The 16,269-nt window shown below is 69.1% G+C and carries 20 protein-coding genes and 1 tRNA gene; 19 read left to right on the top strand and 2 right to left on the bottom strand.

What is annotated here, in order from left to right; translation table 11 throughout:
* Positions 1-141 precede the first annotated feature (141 nt).
* The 9 genes from CSR00_RS22920 (at position 142) to CSR00_RS22875 (ending at position 7,690) form a co-directional block, all read left to right on the top strand.
* Complete coding sequence (locus CSR00_RS22920) at positions 142-1,005, top strand: ParA family protein (RefSeq protein ID WP_099024720.1); 864 nt, start codon at positions 142-144, stop codon at positions 1,003-1,005.
* Positions 1,002-1,868 carry a segregation/condensation protein A gene (locus CSR00_RS22915; RefSeq protein ID WP_099024719.1) on the top strand — a complete coding sequence of 289 codons (867 nt, stop codon included), beginning with the start codon at positions 1,002-1,004 and terminating at the stop codon, positions 1,866-1,868. The genes CSR00_RS22920 and CSR00_RS22915 overlap by 4 nt, the downstream gene beginning before the upstream one ends.
* 71 nt (positions 1,869-1,939) lie before the next feature.
* Positions 1,940-2,626, top strand: coding sequence for an SMC-Scp complex subunit ScpB (gene scpB / locus CSR00_RS22910; RefSeq protein WP_099024733.1), 687 nt, complete (start codon positions 1,940-1,942; stop codon positions 2,624-2,626).
* Entirely contained in the window at positions 2,626-3,372 is a 747-nt protein-coding gene (locus tag CSR00_RS22905; protein WP_099024718.1) for a pseudouridine synthase, read from the top strand. Before scpB ends, CSR00_RS22905 begins: the two co-directional genes overlap by 1 nt.
* Positions 3,373-3,392: 20 nt before the next feature.
* Positions 3,393-4,067, top strand: a complete 675-nt coding sequence (cmk, locus tag CSR00_RS22900; protein ID WP_099024732.1) for a (d)CMP kinase — start codon at positions 3,393-3,395, stop codon at positions 4,065-4,067.
* On the top strand, positions 4,064-5,488 hold the full coding sequence (gene der / locus CSR00_RS22895; RefSeq protein WP_099024717.1) for a ribosome biogenesis GTPase Der: 1,425 nt from the start codon (positions 4,064-4,066) through the stop codon (positions 5,486-5,488). Before cmk ends, der begins: the two co-directional genes overlap by 4 nt.
* Positions 5,489-5,557: 69 nt before the next feature.
* Positions 5,558-6,343 carry a sulfite exporter TauE/SafE family protein gene (locus tag CSR00_RS22890; protein ID WP_099024716.1) on the top strand — a complete coding sequence of 262 codons (786 nt, stop codon included), beginning with the start codon at positions 5,558-5,560 and terminating at the stop codon, positions 6,341-6,343.
* Positions 6,344-6,599: 256 nt separating this feature from the next.
* Positions 6,600-7,529: a sulfite exporter TauE/SafE family protein gene (locus CSR00_RS22880; protein WP_099024714.1), complete on the top strand. Its 930-nt coding sequence runs from the start codon at positions 6,600-6,602 to the stop codon at positions 7,527-7,529.
* Positions 7,530-7,613: 84 nt separating this feature from the next.
* A tRNA-Pro gene (locus CSR00_RS22875) sits at positions 7,614-7,690 on the top strand.
* A 100-nt stretch (positions 7,691-7,790) separates the two neighbouring features.
* Here CSR00_RS22875 and CSR00_RS22870 read toward each other — a convergent pair.
* Together CSR00_RS22870 and CSR00_RS22865 are read right to left on the bottom strand one after the other, a co-directional pair.
* Entirely contained in the window at positions 7,791-8,978 is a 1,188-nt protein-coding gene (locus tag CSR00_RS22870) for a tyrosine-type recombinase/integrase (RefSeq protein WP_099024713.1), read from the bottom strand.
* Between the two features lie 3 nt (positions 8,979-8,981).
* Positions 8,982-9,632 (bottom strand): hypothetical protein, encoded by a 651-nt coding sequence (locus tag CSR00_RS22865; RefSeq protein ID WP_176562210.1) that lies wholly within the window; start codon positions 9,630-9,632, stop codon positions 8,982-8,984.
* Between the two features lie 88 nt (positions 9,633-9,720).
* Between CSR00_RS22865 and CSR00_RS22860 the strand changes: the two genes are divergently transcribed.
* The 10 genes from CSR00_RS22860 to CSR00_RS22820 all read left to right on the top strand — a co-directional run bounded on the left by CSR00_RS22860 (position 9,721) and on the right by CSR00_RS22820 (position 15,879).
* A complete protein-coding gene (locus CSR00_RS22860) occupies positions 9,721-9,915 on the top strand; it encodes a helix-turn-helix transcriptional regulator (protein ID WP_099024711.1) in 195 nt (64 codons plus the stop codon).
* Positions 9,912-10,463, top strand: coding sequence for a hypothetical protein (locus CSR00_RS22855; protein WP_141564444.1), 552 nt, complete (start codon positions 9,912-9,914; stop codon positions 10,461-10,463). The genes CSR00_RS22860 and CSR00_RS22855 overlap by 4 nt, the downstream gene beginning before the upstream one ends.
* Complete coding sequence (locus CSR00_RS31360) at positions 10,463-11,782, top strand: P-loop NTPase family protein (protein WP_245906425.1); 1,320 nt, start codon at positions 10,463-10,465, stop codon at positions 11,780-11,782. Before CSR00_RS22855 ends, CSR00_RS31360 begins: the two co-directional genes overlap by 1 nt.
* Entirely contained in the window at positions 11,779-12,240 is a 462-nt protein-coding gene (locus CSR00_RS30790) for a helix-turn-helix domain-containing protein (protein ID WP_176562209.1), read from the top strand. Before CSR00_RS31360 ends, CSR00_RS30790 begins: the two co-directional genes overlap by 4 nt.
* Positions 12,241-12,319: 79 nt before the next feature.
* Positions 12,320-12,583, top strand: coding sequence for a hypothetical protein (locus CSR00_RS22840; RefSeq protein ID WP_099024709.1), 264 nt, complete (start codon positions 12,320-12,322; stop codon positions 12,581-12,583).
* Positions 12,576-12,836, top strand: coding sequence for a hypothetical protein (locus CSR00_RS22835; RefSeq protein ID WP_099024708.1), 261 nt, complete (start codon positions 12,576-12,578; stop codon positions 12,834-12,836). Before CSR00_RS22840 ends, CSR00_RS22835 begins: the two co-directional genes overlap by 8 nt.
* Entirely contained in the window at positions 12,823-12,993 is a 171-nt protein-coding gene (locus CSR00_RS30785) for a hypothetical protein (protein WP_176562208.1), read from the top strand. The genes CSR00_RS22835 and CSR00_RS30785 overlap by 14 nt, the downstream gene beginning before the upstream one ends.
* Positions 12,994-13,170: 177 nt before the next feature.
* Positions 13,171-14,901 (top strand): HK97 family phage prohead protease, encoded by a 1,731-nt coding sequence (locus CSR00_RS22830; protein ID WP_099024707.1) that lies wholly within the window; start codon positions 13,171-13,173, stop codon positions 14,899-14,901.
* Positions 14,902-15,018: 117 nt separating this feature from the next.
* A complete protein-coding gene (locus CSR00_RS22825) occupies positions 15,019-15,402 on the top strand; it encodes an HNH endonuclease (protein WP_328514757.1) in 384 nt (127 codons plus the stop codon).
* A 6-nt stretch (positions 15,403-15,408) separates the two neighbouring features.
* The gene (locus CSR00_RS22820) at positions 15,409-15,879 is read left to right on the top strand and encodes a phage terminase small subunit P27 family (RefSeq protein WP_099024705.1); all 471 of its coding nucleotides are present in this window, start codon (positions 15,409-15,411) and stop codon (positions 15,877-15,879) included.
* Positions 15,880-16,269: the final 390 nt, after the last annotated feature.

Here is a 16,269-nt window from a genome sequence, read left to right as displayed (position 1 = left end):
CCGGCCGATCCCGGCACCCCGTGACCTGGGCTGCGACCTGGGCTGCGACGTTGCCCGCGGGTCTGCCGGTGCGGGCCCCGTCAGCCGCTAGACTTTCCCGGATGTCCGCGCCACCAGTTCGACCACTCGGGGGAGGTCGGCGTGACCGACGACGCTGATGACAGCCCGGAAGTCGGCCTCACCGGCCGGCCGCACCGGACGATTCCCGAACCGCGGCCGCTGACGTCGCACGGGCCGGCCAAGGTCATCGCGATGTGCAATCAGAAGGGCGGCGTCGGCAAGACCACCTCGACGATCAACCTGGGCGCCGCGCTGGCCGAGTACGGCCGCCGGGTCCTGCTGGTCGACCTGGACCCGCAGGGGGCGCTCTCGGCCGGCCTGGGGGTGCCGCACTACGACCTCGAGCACACGGTGCACAACCTGCTCGTCGAGCCCCGGGTGTCGATGGACGAGGTGCTGATCAAGACCCGGGTGCCGGGCATGGACCTGGTGCCCAGCAACATCGACCTCTCGGCCGCCGAGATCCAGCTGGTCAACGAGGTGGGGCGGGAGCAGACCCTGGGCCGCGCCCTGCACCCGGTGCTCGACCGCTACGACTACGTGCTCATCGACTGCCAGCCCTCGCTGGGGCTGCTCACCGTCAACGGGCTGGCCTGCGCCGACGGGGTGATCATCCCGACCGAGTGCGAGTACTTCTCGCTGCGCGGGCTGGCCCTGCTGACCGACACCGTCGAGAAGGTGCACGACCGTCTCAATCCCCGGTTGTCCATCAGCGGCATCCTGATCACCCGCTACGACGCGCGCACCGTCAACGCCCGCGAGGTGATGGCGCGCGTGCTGGAGCGGTTCGGCGATCTGGTGTTCGACACCGTGATCACCCGCACCGTCCGCTTCCCCGAGACCAGCGTGGCCGGCGAGCCGATCACCTCCTGGGCACCCAAATCCGCTGGTGCGCAGGCCTATCGGTCACTGGCTCGTGAGGTCATCGATCGATTCGGAACGTGAGCGCCGCGCCCACGCCGAACGGAGCCGAGCCTGCCGAAGCCGTCCCCACCGGCTTCCAGGTGCGGCTGAGCAACTTCGAGGGTCCCTTCGACCTGCTGCTGCAGCTGATCTTCGCCCACCGCCTCGACGTCACCGAGGTGGCCCTGCACCAGGTCACCGACGACTTCATCGCCTACACCCGCGAGATCGGCCGCCGGCTCGAGCTCGAGGAGACCACGACGTTCCTGGTGGTCGCCGCCACCCTGCTGGATCTCAAGGCGGCGCGGCTGCTGCCGGCCGGCGAGGTCGACGACGAGGAGGACCTGGCGCTGCTGGAGGTGCGCGACCTGCTGTTCGCCCGGCTGCTGCAGTACCGGGCGTTCAAACACGTCGCACAGATGTTCGCCGAGCTGGAGGCCGCGGCGCTGCGCAGCTACCCGCGTTCGGTGGCCCTGGAGGACCGCTTCGCCGACCTGCTGCCGGAGGTGATGCTCGGTGTGGACGCCGAGGCGTTCGCCCAGATCGCGGCCGCCGCGTTCACCCCGCGACCGGTGCCCACGGTGTCCACCGACCACCTGCACGCGTCGCGCGTTTCGGTCCCCGAACAGGCCGAACACCTGCTGGCGATGCTGGCGCGGCGCGGGCCCGGGCAATGGGCGTCGTTCACCGAACTGGTGGCCGACTGCCAGGTGCCGATCGAGATCGTCGGGCGCTTCCTGGCGCTCCTCGAGCTCTACCGGGCCAGGGCGGTAGCATTCGAGCAGTCAGAACCGCTTGGTGTGCTCCAGGTTTCGTGGACCGGAGAAAGTCCGACGGAACAGCAGTTGCACGAAGACCAGGACGACATGGAAGCGGAGTCAGAGGAAATGCAGGGTCGATCGTGACCGGGGACGACGCGGGCCTTGGGCACGGCGGCGAGCCCACCGCCGGCCCCGCACCCGGCCCGGACACCGGCATGGATGCCGGCCCGGTTCTCGACCTGGACATCGAGGTCGAGGCCACACCGGAACTCCCGGAGGAGGAACTGGGCCGGGTGCTGGAGGCGATGCTGCTGGTGGTCGACACCCCGGTGCCGGTGGAGACGCTGGCCACCGTGACCGAACAGCCGCGGCTGGCCATCGCCGAGAAGCTGCGCGCGATGGCCGACGAGTTCACCGAGCGGGACAGCGGCATCGAGCTGCGCGAGGCCGCCGGCGGCTGGCGGCTCTACACCCGGGCCCGGTTCGCCCCCTACGTGGAGCGGTTGCTGCTCGACGGGGCCCGCTCCAAACTCACCCGCGCCGCGCTGGAGACGCTGGCCGTGGTGGCCTACCGGCAGCCGGTCACCCGGGCCCGGGTCAGCGCGGTCCGCGGCGTCAACGTCGACGCGGTGATGCGCACGCTGCTGGCGCGGGGGCTGATCACCGAGGCCGGCACCGACGCCGACAGCGGCGCGGTGACGTTCGCGACCACCGAGCTGTTCCTGGAGCGACTGGGCCTGTCCTCGCTGGCCGATCTGCCCGACATCGCCCCGCTGCTGCCCGATGTCGACGTCATCGAGGACCTCAGCGAATCCCTGGACTCCGAACCGCGTTTCATGAAGCTCAACCCCGACGCGGGCCCCGCGGCCGACGTGCCGTCATTCGATGCGGACGACGAGTGATGGCGCCGCAACCGGAGGGCGTGCGCCTGCAGAAGGTCCTGTCGCAGGCCGGGATCGCATCCCGGCGGGTGGCCGAGCGGATGATCATCGACGGCCGCGTGGAGGTGGACGGGCGGATCGTCACCGAGCTGGGTACCCGGGTGGATCCGGACACGGCGGTGATCCGCGTCGACGGTGCCCGGGTGGTCCTCGACGCCGAGCAGGTGTACCTGGCGCTGAACAAGCCGCTGGGCATGCTCTCGACGATGTCGGACGACCTGGGCCGGCCGTGCATCGGCGATCTTGTCGAGCACCGGGTGCGCGGCAACAAGAACCTGTTCCACGTGGGCCGGCTGGACGCCGACACCGAGGGCCTGATCCTGCTGACCAACGACGGCGAGCTCGGCCACCGGCTGATGCACCCGTCCTACGAGATTCCCAAGACCTATCTGGCCACGGTGACCGGGCATGTGCCCCGCGGCCTGGGCAGGCAGCTGCGCGAGGGTGTCGAGCTCGAGGACGGCCCCGCCCGCGTCGACGACTTCGCGGTGGTCGACGCCGTCCCGGGCCGGTCCCTGGTCCGGGTCACCCTGCACGAGGGCCGCAACCGGATCGTGCGCCGGATGCTGGCCGAGGTCGGGTTTCCGGTGGAGGCCCTGGTACGCACCGACATCGGCGGGGTCTCGCTGGGCGAACAGCGTCCCGGCAGCCTCAGGGCGTTGACGCGCAAGGAGATCGGCGAGTTGTACAAGGCGGTCGGGCTGTGAGTACCGGCACCAACACTGTGGTGAACACCGTTGTCGCCGTGGACGGTCCGGCCGGGACCGGCAAGTCCTCGGTGTCGCGCGGCCTGGCCCGCGCCCTGGGTGCACGCTATCTGGACACCGGGGCGATGTACCGGATCGTCACCCTGGGAGTGCTGCGGGCCGGTGTGCCGCTGGATGATCCGGCGGCCATCGCCGCGGTGCAGGTACCGCTGTCGGTGGGCCACGACCCCGACGAGGACCGGGCGTACCTGGGCGCCGAGGACGTCTCGGCGGAGATCCGCGGTGCGGCGGTCACCCGGGCGGTCTCGGCGGTCTCGGCGGTGCCGGCGGTGCGGGCCCGGCTGGTGGACCTCCAGCGTGAACTGGCCCACGCCCCGGGCAATGTGGTGGTCGAGGGCCGCGACATCGGCACCGTGGTGCTGCCCGAGGCCGACGTCAAGATCTTCCTGACCGCCTCGGCGGAGACCCGGGCCCGCCGCCGCGACGACCAGAACGTGGCCGCCGGGCTGCCCGGTGACTACGAGGCGGTGCTCGCCGATGTGCGCCGGCGCGATCACCTCGACTCCACCCGGGCCGTCTCACCGTTGCGCGCCGCCGAGGACGCGCTGGTGGTGGACACCGGCGAGATGACCGAGCAGGAAGTCGTCGCGCATCTGCTCGAGCTGGTGCGCCGGCACAGCGGGGTGAAGCCATGACCGAATCCGATACCGGGGCCGACGGTACCTGGAGCGATGAAAGCGATTGGGAGGTCGACGAATCCGGGTTCGCCGACGAGCTCGAGGAGTTCGCCGGGCCGCCGCCTGTCATCGCCGTGGTGGGCCGCCCCAACGTCGGGAAGTCCACGCTGGTCAACCGGATCCTGGGCCGGCGTGAGGCGGTGGTGCAGGATCTGCCGGGGGTGACCCGCGACCGGGTGTCCTACGACGCGATCTGGGGGGACCGGCGCCTGGTCGTGCAGGACACCGGCGGTTGGGAACCCGACGCCAAGGGACTGCAGCAGCTGGTGGCCGAACAGGCCTCGGTGGCGATGCGCACCGCCGACGCCATCATCCTGGTGGTCGACGCCGTGGTGGGCGCCACCGCGGGCGACGAGGCCGCCGCCAAGATCCTGCGCCGCTCCGGCAAGCCGGTCTTCCTGGCGGCCAACAAGGTCGACGGGGAGCGCCAGGAGGCCGACGCGGCCGCGCTGTGGTCGCTGGGGCTCGGTGAACCCCACCCGATCAGCGCGATGCACGGCCGCGGCGTGGCCGACCTGCTCGACGAGGTGGTCGCGGTGCTGCCCGAGGTCTCCGAGCTGGGCGCCGGGGGCGCTGGCGGCCCGCGGCGCGTCGCCCTGGTGGGCAAGCCCAACGTCGGCAAGAGCTCGCTGCTGAACCGGTTGGCCCACGAGGAACGCTCGGTGGTCCACGATGTCGCGGGAACCACCGTCGACCCGGTGGACTCGCTGATCGAACTGGGCGGGCGGACTTGGCGTTTCGTCGACACCGCCGGCCTGCGCCGCAAGGTGGGGCAGGCCAGCGGCCACGAGTTCTACGCCTCGGTGCGCACGCACGGCGCGATCGACGCCGCCGAGGTGGTGATCGTGCTGATCGACGCCTCACAGCCGTTGACCGAGCAGGACCAGAGGATCCTGTCGATGGTCGTCGAGGCCGGCCGCGCTCTGGTACTGGCGTTCAACAAATGGGATCTCGTCGACGAGGACCGACGCTACCTGCTGGAGCGCGAGATCGACCGGGAACTCTTCCAGCTGCAGTGGGCGCCACGGGTGAACATCTCGGCGATGACCGGGCGCGCGGTGCAGAAACTGGTTCCGGCGCTGGAGACCGCGCTGGAGTCCTGGGACACCCGCATCGGCACCGGCCGGCTCAACACCTTCCTCAAGGAGATCGTCGCGGCCACCCCGCCGCCGGTGCGCGGCGGCAAGCAGCCGCGCATCCTGTTCGCCACCCAGGCGGCCTCCCGGCCGCCGACGTTCGTGTTGTTCACCACCGGGTTCCTGGAGGCCGGTTACCGCCGATTCCTGGAGCGGCGGCTGCGCGAGACCTTCGGCTTCGAGGGCAGCCCGATCCGGGTCAACGTGCGCGTCCGGGAGAAGCGCGGCAACAGGTCCCGGTGATTTCGGTGCACTGCGTCCCGCCCAGCGGGACTGCGCGCACCGAAATCGCGCGGGGGTAGGGTCTGCCGGGTGTCGGTCACCCACATGGTCCTCATCGCCCTGGCCGGTGTCGGTGCCGGTGCGATCAACGCCCTCGTCGGGTCGGGCACGCTGATCACGTTCCCCACGCTGGTGACGCTCGGTTTCCCGCCGGTGACCGCGACGATGTCCAACGCGGTGGGCCTGGTGGCCGGGGGAGTGTCGGGCACCTGGGGGTACCGCCGCGAGCTGCGCGGCCAGATGAACCGGCTGCGCTGGCAGGTGCCGGCGTCGCTGCTCGGCGCCGGAGTGGGCGCCTGGCTGCTGCTGCACCTGCCCGAGAAGGTGTTCATCCAGGTGGTTCCGGTGCTGCTGGTCGGCGCGCTGGCCCTGGTGGTGCTGGGCCCGCGGATCCAGGCCTTCGCCCGGGCCCGCGCCGAGAAGGCGGGACGGTCCGCCGAGCACGTCTCGACGGGCCGGATGGTGGCGCTGGTGGCGGGAACGTTCGCGGTCGGGGTCTACGGCGGCTACTTCACCGCGGCGCAGGGGATTCTGCTGATCGGGGTGATGGGGGCACTGCTGCCCGAGTCGGTGCAGCGGATGAACGCCGCCAAGAACCTGCTCTCGCTGCTGGTGAACATCGTCGCCGCGGTGGCCTACACGCTGGTGGCCTTCGACCGGATCAGCTGGGCCGCGGCGGGGTTGATCGCCCTCGGCTCGTTGATCGGCGGTTTTTTAGGCGCCCACTACGGGCGGCGGCTGTCGCCCAACGCCCTGCGCGCGGTCATCGTCGTGGTCGGCCTGATCGGGCTCTACCGGTTGCTCAGCCTGGGTTAGCGGTGTGCTGCCAGCCGCAGCGTGTATTGTCTGCGAAGGCTCCTCGCACGAGGGGCCCGATGCCGACAGGGGACCATCGATGACCGACCGCACGCTTGCCAGCGCGCCGTCGGATCTTGCTGCCCTGGAGCCGTTCTGGCCGTCTCGGCGTCTCATGGCTTTCGACGAATGGTGTTGTCCGCGCCCCTGACGCGTACCCCTCCATTCTTCCCGGTCGCCCTCGAAGGTGACCGCCTGATCGAAAGCAGCCGAACCCATGCGTTCGCTTCTCATTTTCACCCTCGTCGGCGTCGGCGCTCAGCTGGTCGACGGGGCGCTCGGGATGGCCTTCGGCGTCACCGCCACGACCCTGCTGGTGCTCAGCGGGGTCGGTGCCGCGCAGGCCAGCGCCGCGGTGCACCTGGCCGAGGTGGGCACCACCCTGGCATCCGGGGTCTCACACTGGCGGTTCCGCAACATCGACTGGCCGATGGTGGCCAAGCTGGGGCTGCCCGGCGCGGTAGGGGCCTTCGCGGGTGCGACGGTGCTCTCGTCGTTGTCCACCGAGGCGGCGGCGCCGTTGATGGCGGCCATCCTGATGGCCATCGGCGCCTACGTGCTGCTGCGGTTCTCGCTGCGCACCCCGCTGCACCTCGGTTCGCACGGCAGTAGCCACTCCACGAAGTTCCTGGCCCCGTTGGGTCTGTTCGGCGGGTTCATCGACGCCTCCGGCGGTGGCGGCTGGGGTCCGGTGACCACCTCCACGCTGCTCTCGCGCGGCAAGACCGCACCGCGCACGGTCATCGGGTCGGTCAGCGCCTCGGAGTTCCTGGTATCGGCCTCGGCGTCGCTGGGCTTCCTGATCGGGCTGCGCCAGCAGTTCCTGGACAACTGGCCGGTGGTGCTGGGGCTGATGATCGGCGGCGTGATCGCCGCGCCGTTCGCGGCCTGGCTGGTCAGCCGGATCAGCCCCGCGCTGCTGGGCACCGCCGTGGGTGGGCTGATCGTGCTGACCAACAGCCAGAAGCTGGTGCACTTCTTCGGCATCACCTGGCCGTGGTCCTCGGTCCTCTACGGGGTCATCGTCGTCGTGTGGCTCTCCCTGGTGGCCTACGCCTGGCGGGCGTCGCGGGCCCCGCAGTTCGCCCCCGGCGCGCCGCTCGGCGAGGCGTCGGGGGACAGTGTCTGCGAGGATCCGCAGCGGTGAGCGCGACGCGCGGCGACCGGATTGGGGTGAGCGGGGACCTCTGAGGTAGGCTTTCGACCGCCGCCGGCGATCCCGGCAGCACCGCGGGCTGTGGCGCAGCTTGGTAGCGCACTTGACTGGGGGTCAAGTGGTCGCAGGTTCAAATCCTGTCAGCCCGACCAAGGAAGTAGCAGGTCAGAGGCGGTTTCGGAGGTCCCCGAGGCCGCCTCTTCGCATACCGCAGAGGGGTATGTACAGCAACCGCTACAGCAACCCGCGCCGTCACAGCCCGAGCACCTTGCTCAAGCCCTCGACAGCCGCCCGGGCGGTGTCATCGGACGTGTGGCCATAGACATCGCCAGTGATGGCGATCGACGAGTGCCCAAGCAGGTCGGCCACCGCCTTGATGTGCACGCCCGCCTCCAACCAAGCCACTGCCGCGGAATGCCGCAGCGTATGCACGCCGACGCCCTCGACGCCGGCCGCTCTGGCGGCGACCTCGATCACACGCAGGAGGTTGCGCGGGTCGACCGGCCCGCCGACCTCTGTGGTGAAAACCAGCCCCGAGTTCTGCCACTGATTGGCCGCCTGCAGCCGCTCGGCCGCCTGGGTGGCCTTGTGCTTGCGGAGCAGCGCCACGACGGCGGGGGATAGCGGTACTGTGCGCCTTGACCGCGCCGTCTTGGGCTCGGTCATCACCAGCCGGTCGTTGATACGGCCGAGCGTGGCCGCGACCTTGAGCGTGCCGGCGTCGAGATCGACCCGTTCCCACGTCAGGCCGAGTGCCTCGCCTTTCCGAAGTCCGGTCGACGCGATCAGTAGCAGTGCCGAGTGATAGCGCGAGGCCTCTGCGGCACGCAGGACAGCGGTCACGGCGTCACCGTCGAGGTGGCGCGCCTCCTGCCGCTCAACGCCTGGACGGCGCACCTGCGCCGCGGGATTCCGCGCGAGCAGGGCATCGCGGACAGCGTCATCGAGTGCGGCCCGCAGCACGGTGTAGGTCTGCCGGATCGTCGAATCGGACAGCGCGCGCACCGGCTCGGCGCCCTCACCCTTGCCGGGTTTGGTCCGAGCTCGCAGGGAGAGCACCAGGCCGTCGATGTCCGACGGCCGCAACCTGTCCAGCCGGATCGCCCCGAACGGTGCTGGCTCCAGATGGCGGCGACTCAGGTTCGCGTACAGAGCGCGGGTCGACTCCTTGCGGTCAGAGGCCGCCAGCGCGGTCACGCGCCACTGCGCGAGCCAATCGGCGACCGTTCGGGACGCATCCTTGACTGGAGCACCGGCCTCCAGCCGGTCGCGCGCCGTCTTAAGCTTGTCACGGACATCGGCGCGCGTACGGCCGTAGACCGTGTGGCGCTTGGTGCGGCCGCCGTCATCGCTGTAAGTAATGGCGCCCTCGTAGCGGACTACCTTGCCGTCCTTGATCCGCTTCCAGATCGATCCTTCACCGTTCGCGTTCTTCCCCATCCGTCATGCCTTCTTTCGGCCGGATTCTGTTGCAGGGAGATAGCCCGCCTTGCGCGCCTGCACGACATAGCGTCCAGCAGTGGCATGGGATACGCCGAAGTGCTCTGCGATCGCCGCCCAAGGTTTGCCGTCGATGTTCTCTGTGTAGAGCGATGCAACCTTGCGGAGATGGTTAGACGTGATCTTGCGTCGCTTCGGCTTCTTGCTGAGGGAGCGATAGGCCGTTTTGGCCTCGTCGTCGGCGACCATTCCTCGCGCCAGGCGGCCGGATTCGTCGATCCGTTCAAACTGCATCACGCGAGTGACGGCCGCACGTGTCCACTCGCCAAGCTGACGTCGAATGATCTCCAGATCAGATGAGTTGATCTCGCGCCCATCAGGTTTCGTGTCAAGGTGGACACCCCCGCAGAAAACCTGGGAGTCTCGGACCACGTACTCGATTCGTAGCGAGGGCTGGTCGCTGCTGCCAGGAAACCGTAGGTAGAACTGTTCGGGGATGAGCACACCGTCCACTTCGGACTCGGGGCCGAACATGTCCCACATCACCCAGCCGATCACGCCGACGTCCGCTATCTCTATGTCGATCCTGGCTGTGACCCCGGAGCCCACTGTCGGTCTGCCTTTCACTAACACGCCCAGATAATGCAATGCCAACGCTATGGAACCGTAGCACTAATCTTGGCACGCTTGTCAACACACGCTGAGACATCAGCGGAGACAAGCGAACGAAAGCAGGAGTCCGATGGAGAACGTAGCCAAGCGATTGGTGTCGATCCCCGACGCGCGCGCAGTGCTCGGTGGCATCGGCCACACAACCATCTACGACCTGATCAAGCGCGGTGAGATCGTCAAGGTCAACATTGGACGGCGCGGATTCATCACCTCGGAATCCCTTGCCGCATACGTCGATCGGCTGAGTGAGGCTGCGTCGGCATGACCGGACGAGAGAGCCGCTCCGACAGTGTCGAAGCGGCCACCCAGCTCGCCAAAGCTACACCGAGTCTAGGTCAAGTCCTGCCCATCGGATCCCATCCACGCGTCGACGTGCTCCTCGTCGGAGCGGCGCTGTGGGCGTCCCAACGCGACCCAGGCCTCCTGCACCTCGCGCTGGTCAAAGACGAGGACATAGAAAACCCCGCACTGGCCAGAGTTTTGGCCACCACGCGAGCGCTGGCCTACGCGCGGCAACCCCACGGCCCTCAACTGGTGCTTGACGAACTCAGACGCTCAGCCTCGCTCACTCCAGCCGTCGCCGAACAACTGCAGACCTCGACCACCAGCGGCGCCGACCCCCTCGCTATCCGCGAGTACGCCGCTGCGGTCGTCGCCGACGCCCTGCGCCGGCGCACTTCTGCGGCCGGCGCAGCACTATCCGCCATCGCCGACCAAGCCGCCGAAGCCGACATCGCTCCGATGGTCGAACGCGCCGCGGCCTCCGTACGCGACTGCGCCGACCGACTTGCAGCCCTACGAGGCGAAGCCTGATGGGCAGCATGTTCGATGGACGTGAGTTCAACTCGTCGCCCATCCTTGAGGAACCGCCGTGGCCACCCGAGGACCCCGGCCCACCCGAACCGCGACCTGACGACGAACCGATCGGTGAGTCAAGCACGTGGGAACCCTTCGACCTGGGCCCGTACCTGCGCGGCGAAGTCACCCCGCTCACACCGGTCGTTGGCGTCCGCCGTACAGACGGCCAACAGCTGCTCTACCCGGGCCTCGAACACGCCGTCATCGCGCACACCGCCGCCGGCAAGACGTGGTTCGCGCTGGCCAGCGTCACAGCCGAACTGCTCGCCGGGAACCGCGTGGTGTACCTGCACTTCGAGGAGTCAACGCCGGCCTCGACCATCGAGCGCCTACAGCGGATCGGCTTGCCGGCCCCAACCATCGAGTGTGGATTGCGATTCGTGGCGCCCACGAGGCCAGCGCGCAGCCTCGACGCGCTGCTCGCCGTCAGCCCGACCTTGGTCGTGGTTGACGGCGTCAATGAGGCGATGGTCCTGCACGGCGTCAAGATCGACCTTGAGGGCTGGTCGGTAGTACGGCGCCGCCTGGTCGAACCGTTCAAAGCTGCTGGGGCCGCCGTTCTTGAATGCGACCACCTGCCGCTGAGCGCCGACCCGTTGCGCGGCGACGCCTACGGCACCGTCCATAAAGGTGCCGTGATCGACGGAACTCGATTCGCGCTCGTCCGCAAGGAACGATTCGGCCGCGGCCGCCGAGGACGCTCGCTGGTGTATTCCACCAAGGACCGACCGGGGCAGGTCGAGCTGCATGGCCGCGACGGCGACGGCAGCGCGGTATTTCTCGGGACGCTGATCGTCGACGACACCAACACCACCCCGGACTTCCTCACGCTCTACGCACCGAAAAGCAGCGCAGACGGTCCCGACGAACACGACACCGGTCTGGCCGAGACCGTGTGCGCCACCATCGCCGCGCTGCCTGGGCACACCGTGACCTCGACGCGACTGCTACTGGCCGAACTCCGCAAGACGGGCGACGAGTTCGCGGACGCCGCGGTCCGAGATGCGGTCGACGATCTGATCGTTGCTGGCCGGATCGTTGAAGTACCCGGAAGGCGTGGCGCGCGTGGGTACCGGGCTGTAGTCGACACCACCATCACCACTTCGGAGCCCGTTCGCACCACTGCGTCGGACTGCGTCCCACCGCGTCCGACGCAGTCGGGCGAACCGCTGTCCGCGACTGCGTCGGACTGCGTCCCACCTGCCGTAGGCAGGGACGCCGACGCGGTCGCGCGACGCAGTCATCGACCGAGTCCAGCGAGGTCCGCCGAATGATCGACCACTTCGGCGAGATGGTCGGTCAACTCGGTGCCGTCCCTGAGCTTCCCGGCGCCCGTTGCCGAGGCCGCCACGAACTGTTCGACGCCACCGTCGTCGGCGTCCGCGGCGAACCGCCCGACAACCTCGAATACGCCCGCCAGACAGCGGCACGCCTCTGCGCCACCTGTCCCGCCCTCCACCAGTGCACCGCCTGGCTCGACAGCCTGCCCGCCGACCAGCGCCCCCTCGGCATCACCGCCGGCCGACTCATCACCACCGACCGGCCAGCACCCGGCCGGGCAACCGAGCGCACCCACCGCGCCCAGCGGTTCGCCGCGCTGCGGCGCACCGGCATGAGTCTGCGGGCCATCGCCGCGGCGACTGGAGCCAGCGAGCCCACCGTGCGCCGGGCCCTGACGGCCATCCCGCCGGGCCCCGGGGTAAGGGGGTCGACATTTCAAGAGCTGCCCTGACTGGACACCGCTGCGGTAGGCGCGCGCACACCGTCTCAACTCCACGACCAAAAACCCCAACCCGAAAGAGGACCCCCGGATGACACAACTCGACATCGAGATCGAACCGGCCCACCAGGCCGTCGCGGCCCGTCTGGGCTTGGCCCTGGTCGACGGCGACGCCGATCGCGTCGATGCCGCGCTGACCGAGGCCGCTACCGCCGGCCTGGAGCCCACGTTGGCGATGCTGGCCGTGCAGTCCCGCAATCTCGTGGCGGCGCTGATGCTGCTGCAGGGCCTGGAGGACACGCGGGCGGTGTTCCAGCGGACCATCCTGGACGCGAAGCTGGCCGCCGATGAGTGACGCCCGCTTCGAAGACATGGCCCGCGCTGCTCGACTGGTCTCGGCGCTGGCCTCCCAAGACCATCCCGGCGTCGGGGCGGTGCTGCGCGAGGCCAAGGCCGATGGCCGGCTGGTGCAGCTGGCCCTGGCGTTGGCGTTGCGCCACATTCAGGTCTGCTCGGAGTACTACGACGTCGATACCCAGCAGATCCTCGACGAGCTCGCCTTCGATGCGAACGCGATGGCCTTCCGGGAGCGTCATGGCGACCAGTGAGCCCGAGGACCAGGACGACAGTGCGACACCGAAGCGGGTGCGTGTGCCGATTCGGCGCGCCGACAGCATCTTCAGTTTCGACGAGCACGCCGACGTCGAGGTTGAGAACGCGGGCCAGTGGGATGCGCGGTTGTGGCACGACAGGCCGCCGCGGTGACCGCGGGTTGTCGCCGCCCGGTGCTACCGTGGCGGTTGGAGAGTCAGCCAGCGCGGCGGCCGGGTCCGAATTGGACCCCGCCAGCCAGCCCGCAAGACGATCCAGCGAACACCGCCAGCATTTGCGGCCGTGATTCGTTGTTGATCCCTCCACATCTCATGTCCGAGAGGACGATTCATGCAACGTAAGTCAGTTGCGTTGTCGATCAAGACCGCTGATGACCAGACCGGCACGTTTACCGGGCTGGCGTCGGTGTTCGACAACGTCGACGCCCACGGCGACATCGTTCGCCGCGGCGCATTCACCAAATCACTGGCCGGCGGCCAGCCCGTACCGCTGCTGTGGGAACACGGGGCGGCCGATCCGCGGAATTACGTCGGCGACGTCGTCACCGCGGCCGAAACCGCCGAAGGGCTGGCGATCACCGGGAAGTTCGACCTCGACACCGAGCACGGCGCTGCGGCGTATCGCAACGTCAAGGGCCGCCGCGTCGGTGGGCTGAGCATCGGCTACCGGGTGAAGAACAGCACCAAGACCGCGGCCGGCAACGAGCTGACCGATCTGGACCTCGTCGAGATCTCGGTCGTGGCCCGCGGTGCCAACGACCGCGCCCTCATCGGCGCGGTCAAGTCCGCCGGCCGACCCACCGGACCGATCCGCGCGGCGCTCGCCCGCGCAGCAGTCAAGCGCTACCACGACACCCCGAAGGATGTACCACGCATGTTCGAAGACCGACTGTCCAGACTCACGAAGGACCGCGACAGCCAGCTCGCAGTCGTCAAGCACCTGATCGACACCGCCGACGAGCTGGAGCGCGACCTCACCGCCGACGAGGCCGAACAGGTCGAGGCCGCCACCGAAGAGGCCAAGGGCCTCGACGCTGCCATCGCGAAGACGAAGAGCGACATCGCGTTCGTGGCCGAAGTCCGCAAAACCGGCGAGATCGTCGGGGCACTCGACGACATGGCCCGCGGCGCCAGCGGCGAGCAGGACGGGGGGCACCTGGCGCTGACCGGCAAGCACGTCAAGGCGATGGCGCAGCGTGTCATCAAGGCGATGCCGCGCGATGGCAGCGGGACGAAGGCGCTTGCTGCCGGTCAGCAGACCACTTCGACGATTCTGCAGGCCGAGATCGTCGAAACTGGCCGGCCCGCTGTGTCGGTGCTCGATCTGCTGCCGACCCGCGCTGTCACACCGTCCTACTCGTTCCTGCGCCAGTCGGCGAGATCCCTGCAGGCGGCCCCAGTCGCCGCCGGCGGCACCAAGCCGACGTCGACGGTGTCAGTGGTCGCGGTCGAGAACCGGCTCCGCGTCGTCGCGCACGTCTCCGAAGCCATCGACCACTACCTGCTCGGCGACAACGTCAACCTGGAGCGGTTCGTTTCCGACGAGCTGCTCTACGGCCTGCGCGTCGCTGTCGAGGCGCAGGTGCTGGCCGGGTCGGGCTCCGGCGAGAGCATGACCGGCGTGCTCAACACGTCCGGCGTGGTCGTGCAGGCGTTCGCCACCGACGTGCTGACCACCGTCCGCAAGAGCATCACGACGTTGGAAGCCAACGGCTACATGCCCGGCATGATCGTGCTGCACGCCACCGACTGGGAAGCCATCGAGCTTCTGTCCGTGACGTCAGGCGCCACCGACGTGCGCGGTGTGCCGATCGACCCAGTCGCGCGCCGGCTGTGGGGCGTGCCCGTCGTCCTCAACCAGGGCCTGGGCGCCGATACCGGTCTTGTGATCGGCGACGGCGCGGTCACCGTCGACCACGACGGCCAGGTCGAGGTGAAGTGGTCCGACGCGGTGAACGACGACTTCAGCAAGAACCAGGTCCGCTGCCGTGTGGAGGGCCGCTTCGGCGTCTCGGTGAACCAGCCCGGCGCCGTGGTGAAGGTGGCGACCGCGTCTGAGTAGACCGGGTGCGGCTGGCTGCCGGTGCACCTCGTCATCGGCACGCCGGCAGCCACCGCACCCCCCTGGGGGTAAGGGGTTCGAATCCCCAGATCCCCGCCCGGCCGGCCGACCGCCGCGGTGGGCGTCCTCTCCCCCCCGCGCGGAAAAGCGGCAAATTTCGGAACAGGAGGTGATCGGGTGCCTACCGCCCCGCCCCGAACATGTTCCCGCTGCCACCAACCCGCCCCACGCGGGCGTGCATGCCCGTGCCGGCCGGCGTTCGAGGGCGCCGCAGCCCGAGCCGGGGGCCGGCGGTGGCGACAGATCCGCGACACCCAACTGCGCGAGCACCCGTACTGCCAGCACCCCGACTGCCGGCGCCTGGCCGCCGAGGTCGACCACGTCGTCCCGCTCGCTGAGGGCGGCACCGACGCCTGGGCCAACCTGGCCTCACTGTGCCCGCGACATCACCGCGAGAAAACGGCCCGCGATAGCCGCCGCGGCAAGACGAGAGCGAGATAGCCCCTGATGGCCGCACCGACCAAACGCCCCGCCGCGCTGCTGCTGCTCAACGGCCGCAGCGAAGGCCGCGACTCCGGCGGCCGCATCGTCGAACCACCGCCGCCGTTCAAGCGGTCAGCACCGGCCCCGCCGACCTGGCTGTCCCGGGAGGCCAAGGCCGAATGGCGGCGCGTGATCCCCGAGCTGCAGCGCCTCGACGTCATCAAGCCCGAAGACCGCGCCTCCTTGGCCGCCTACTGCGAGACCTGGGCCCGCTACGTCACCGCGGTCCGCCAGTACCGCGCTGAGGGGATCACGCTGGTCAACCCTGAGAGCGGGCGCGTGCACCGGCATCCGGCCGTGGCGATCGCCGAGACCGCCGGCACCCAGCTCCGCGCGTTCGCCGCCGAGTTCGGGCTCACCCCCGCCTCCGAACGCAACGTCACCAAACGCGACGACAGCCGCGACGACAACGAAACCAACCCATTCAGCGGATGAGAACCGATCGCAAGACTGTAGGGTCCGCGGAATGAATACGGGGTGGTTAACAGCTGTCGCAGCCGCAATTCCTCCATTGGCCGGTGTTGCCGCAAAGATCTACCTCGCGTCGTCCGATTCCCGGCTCGTTCACAAGATCGAGCAGGACATCGCCTTGCACGACATCGCCCCAGAGCGCTCGAAGGACATCCTGGAGAAATTGGTGTTTGCGGAGACCCTCGCACATGCCCAGCGACGTCTAAACAAGGCGAACCGCAAGATCATGAATCGCCCTGGTTCTGCCGGAGGCTCGATCTATTGGATTGCGACCAGCGGTTGGTCGCTCCGTTGAGCATCGTAGAACGCGGCCTCGAACTCGGTGGGCGGAATGTCGTGGAGGTAGCTGTGCAG

The organism is Mycolicibacterium palauense (assembly GCF_002592005.1).
In the GTDB taxonomy this organism is placed as follows: domain Bacteria; phylum Actinomycetota; class Actinomycetes; order Mycobacteriales; family Mycobacteriaceae; genus Mycobacterium; species Mycobacterium palauense.
The sequence above is the reverse complement of the archived record's forward strand: the minus strand, read 5'-3'. Positions and strand labels throughout refer to the sequence as shown.

Bases quoted from the DNA above. Each gene is read 5' to 3' on its own strand.
- der (WP_099024717.1), top strand. From the start codon at position 4,064: ATGACCGAATCCGATACCGGGGCCGACGGTACCTGGAGCGATGAAAGC.
- CSR00_RS22905 (WP_099024718.1), top strand. From the start codon at position 2,626: ATGGCGCCGCAACCGGAGGGCGTGCGCCTGCAGAAGGTCCTGTCGCAG.
- CSR00_RS22870 (WP_099024713.1), bottom strand. From the start codon at position 8,978: ATGGGGAAGAACGCGAACGGTGAAGGATCGATCTGGAAGCGGATCAAG.
- CSR00_RS30785 (WP_176562208.1), top strand. From the start codon at position 12,823: ATGGCGACCAGTGAGCCCGAGGACCAGGACGACAGTGCGACACCGAAG.
- CSR00_RS22855 (WP_141564444.1), top strand. From the start codon at position 9,912: ATGACCGGACGAGAGAGCCGCTCCGACAGTGTCGAAGCGGCCACCCAG.
- CSR00_RS22840 (WP_099024709.1), top strand. From the start codon at position 12,320: ATGACACAACTCGACATCGAGATCGAACCGGCCCACCAGGCCGTCGCG.
- CSR00_RS22835 (WP_099024708.1), top strand. From the start codon at position 12,576: ATGAGTGACGCCCGCTTCGAAGACATGGCCCGCGCTGCTCGACTGGTC.
- CSR00_RS30790 (WP_176562209.1), top strand. From the start codon at position 11,779: ATGATCGACCACTTCGGCGAGATGGTCGGTCAACTCGGTGCCGTCCCT.
- CSR00_RS31360 (WP_245906425.1), top strand. From the start codon at position 10,463: ATGGGCAGCATGTTCGATGGACGTGAGTTCAACTCGTCGCCCATCCTT.
- scpB (WP_099024733.1), top strand. From the start codon at position 1,940: ATGGATGCCGGCCCGGTTCTCGACCTGGACATCGAGGTCGAGGCCACA.
- CSR00_RS22830 (WP_099024707.1), top strand. From the start codon at position 13,171: ATGCAACGTAAGTCAGTTGCGTTGTCGATCAAGACCGCTGATGACCAG.
- CSR00_RS22820 (WP_099024705.1), top strand. From the start codon at position 15,409: ATGGCCGCACCGACCAAACGCCCCGCCGCGCTGCTGCTGCTCAACGGC.
- CSR00_RS22860 (WP_099024711.1), top strand. From the start codon at position 9,721: ATGGAGAACGTAGCCAAGCGATTGGTGTCGATCCCCGACGCGCGCGCA.
- CSR00_RS22880 (WP_099024714.1), top strand. From the start codon at position 6,600: ATGCGTTCGCTTCTCATTTTCACCCTCGTCGGCGTCGGCGCTCAGCTG.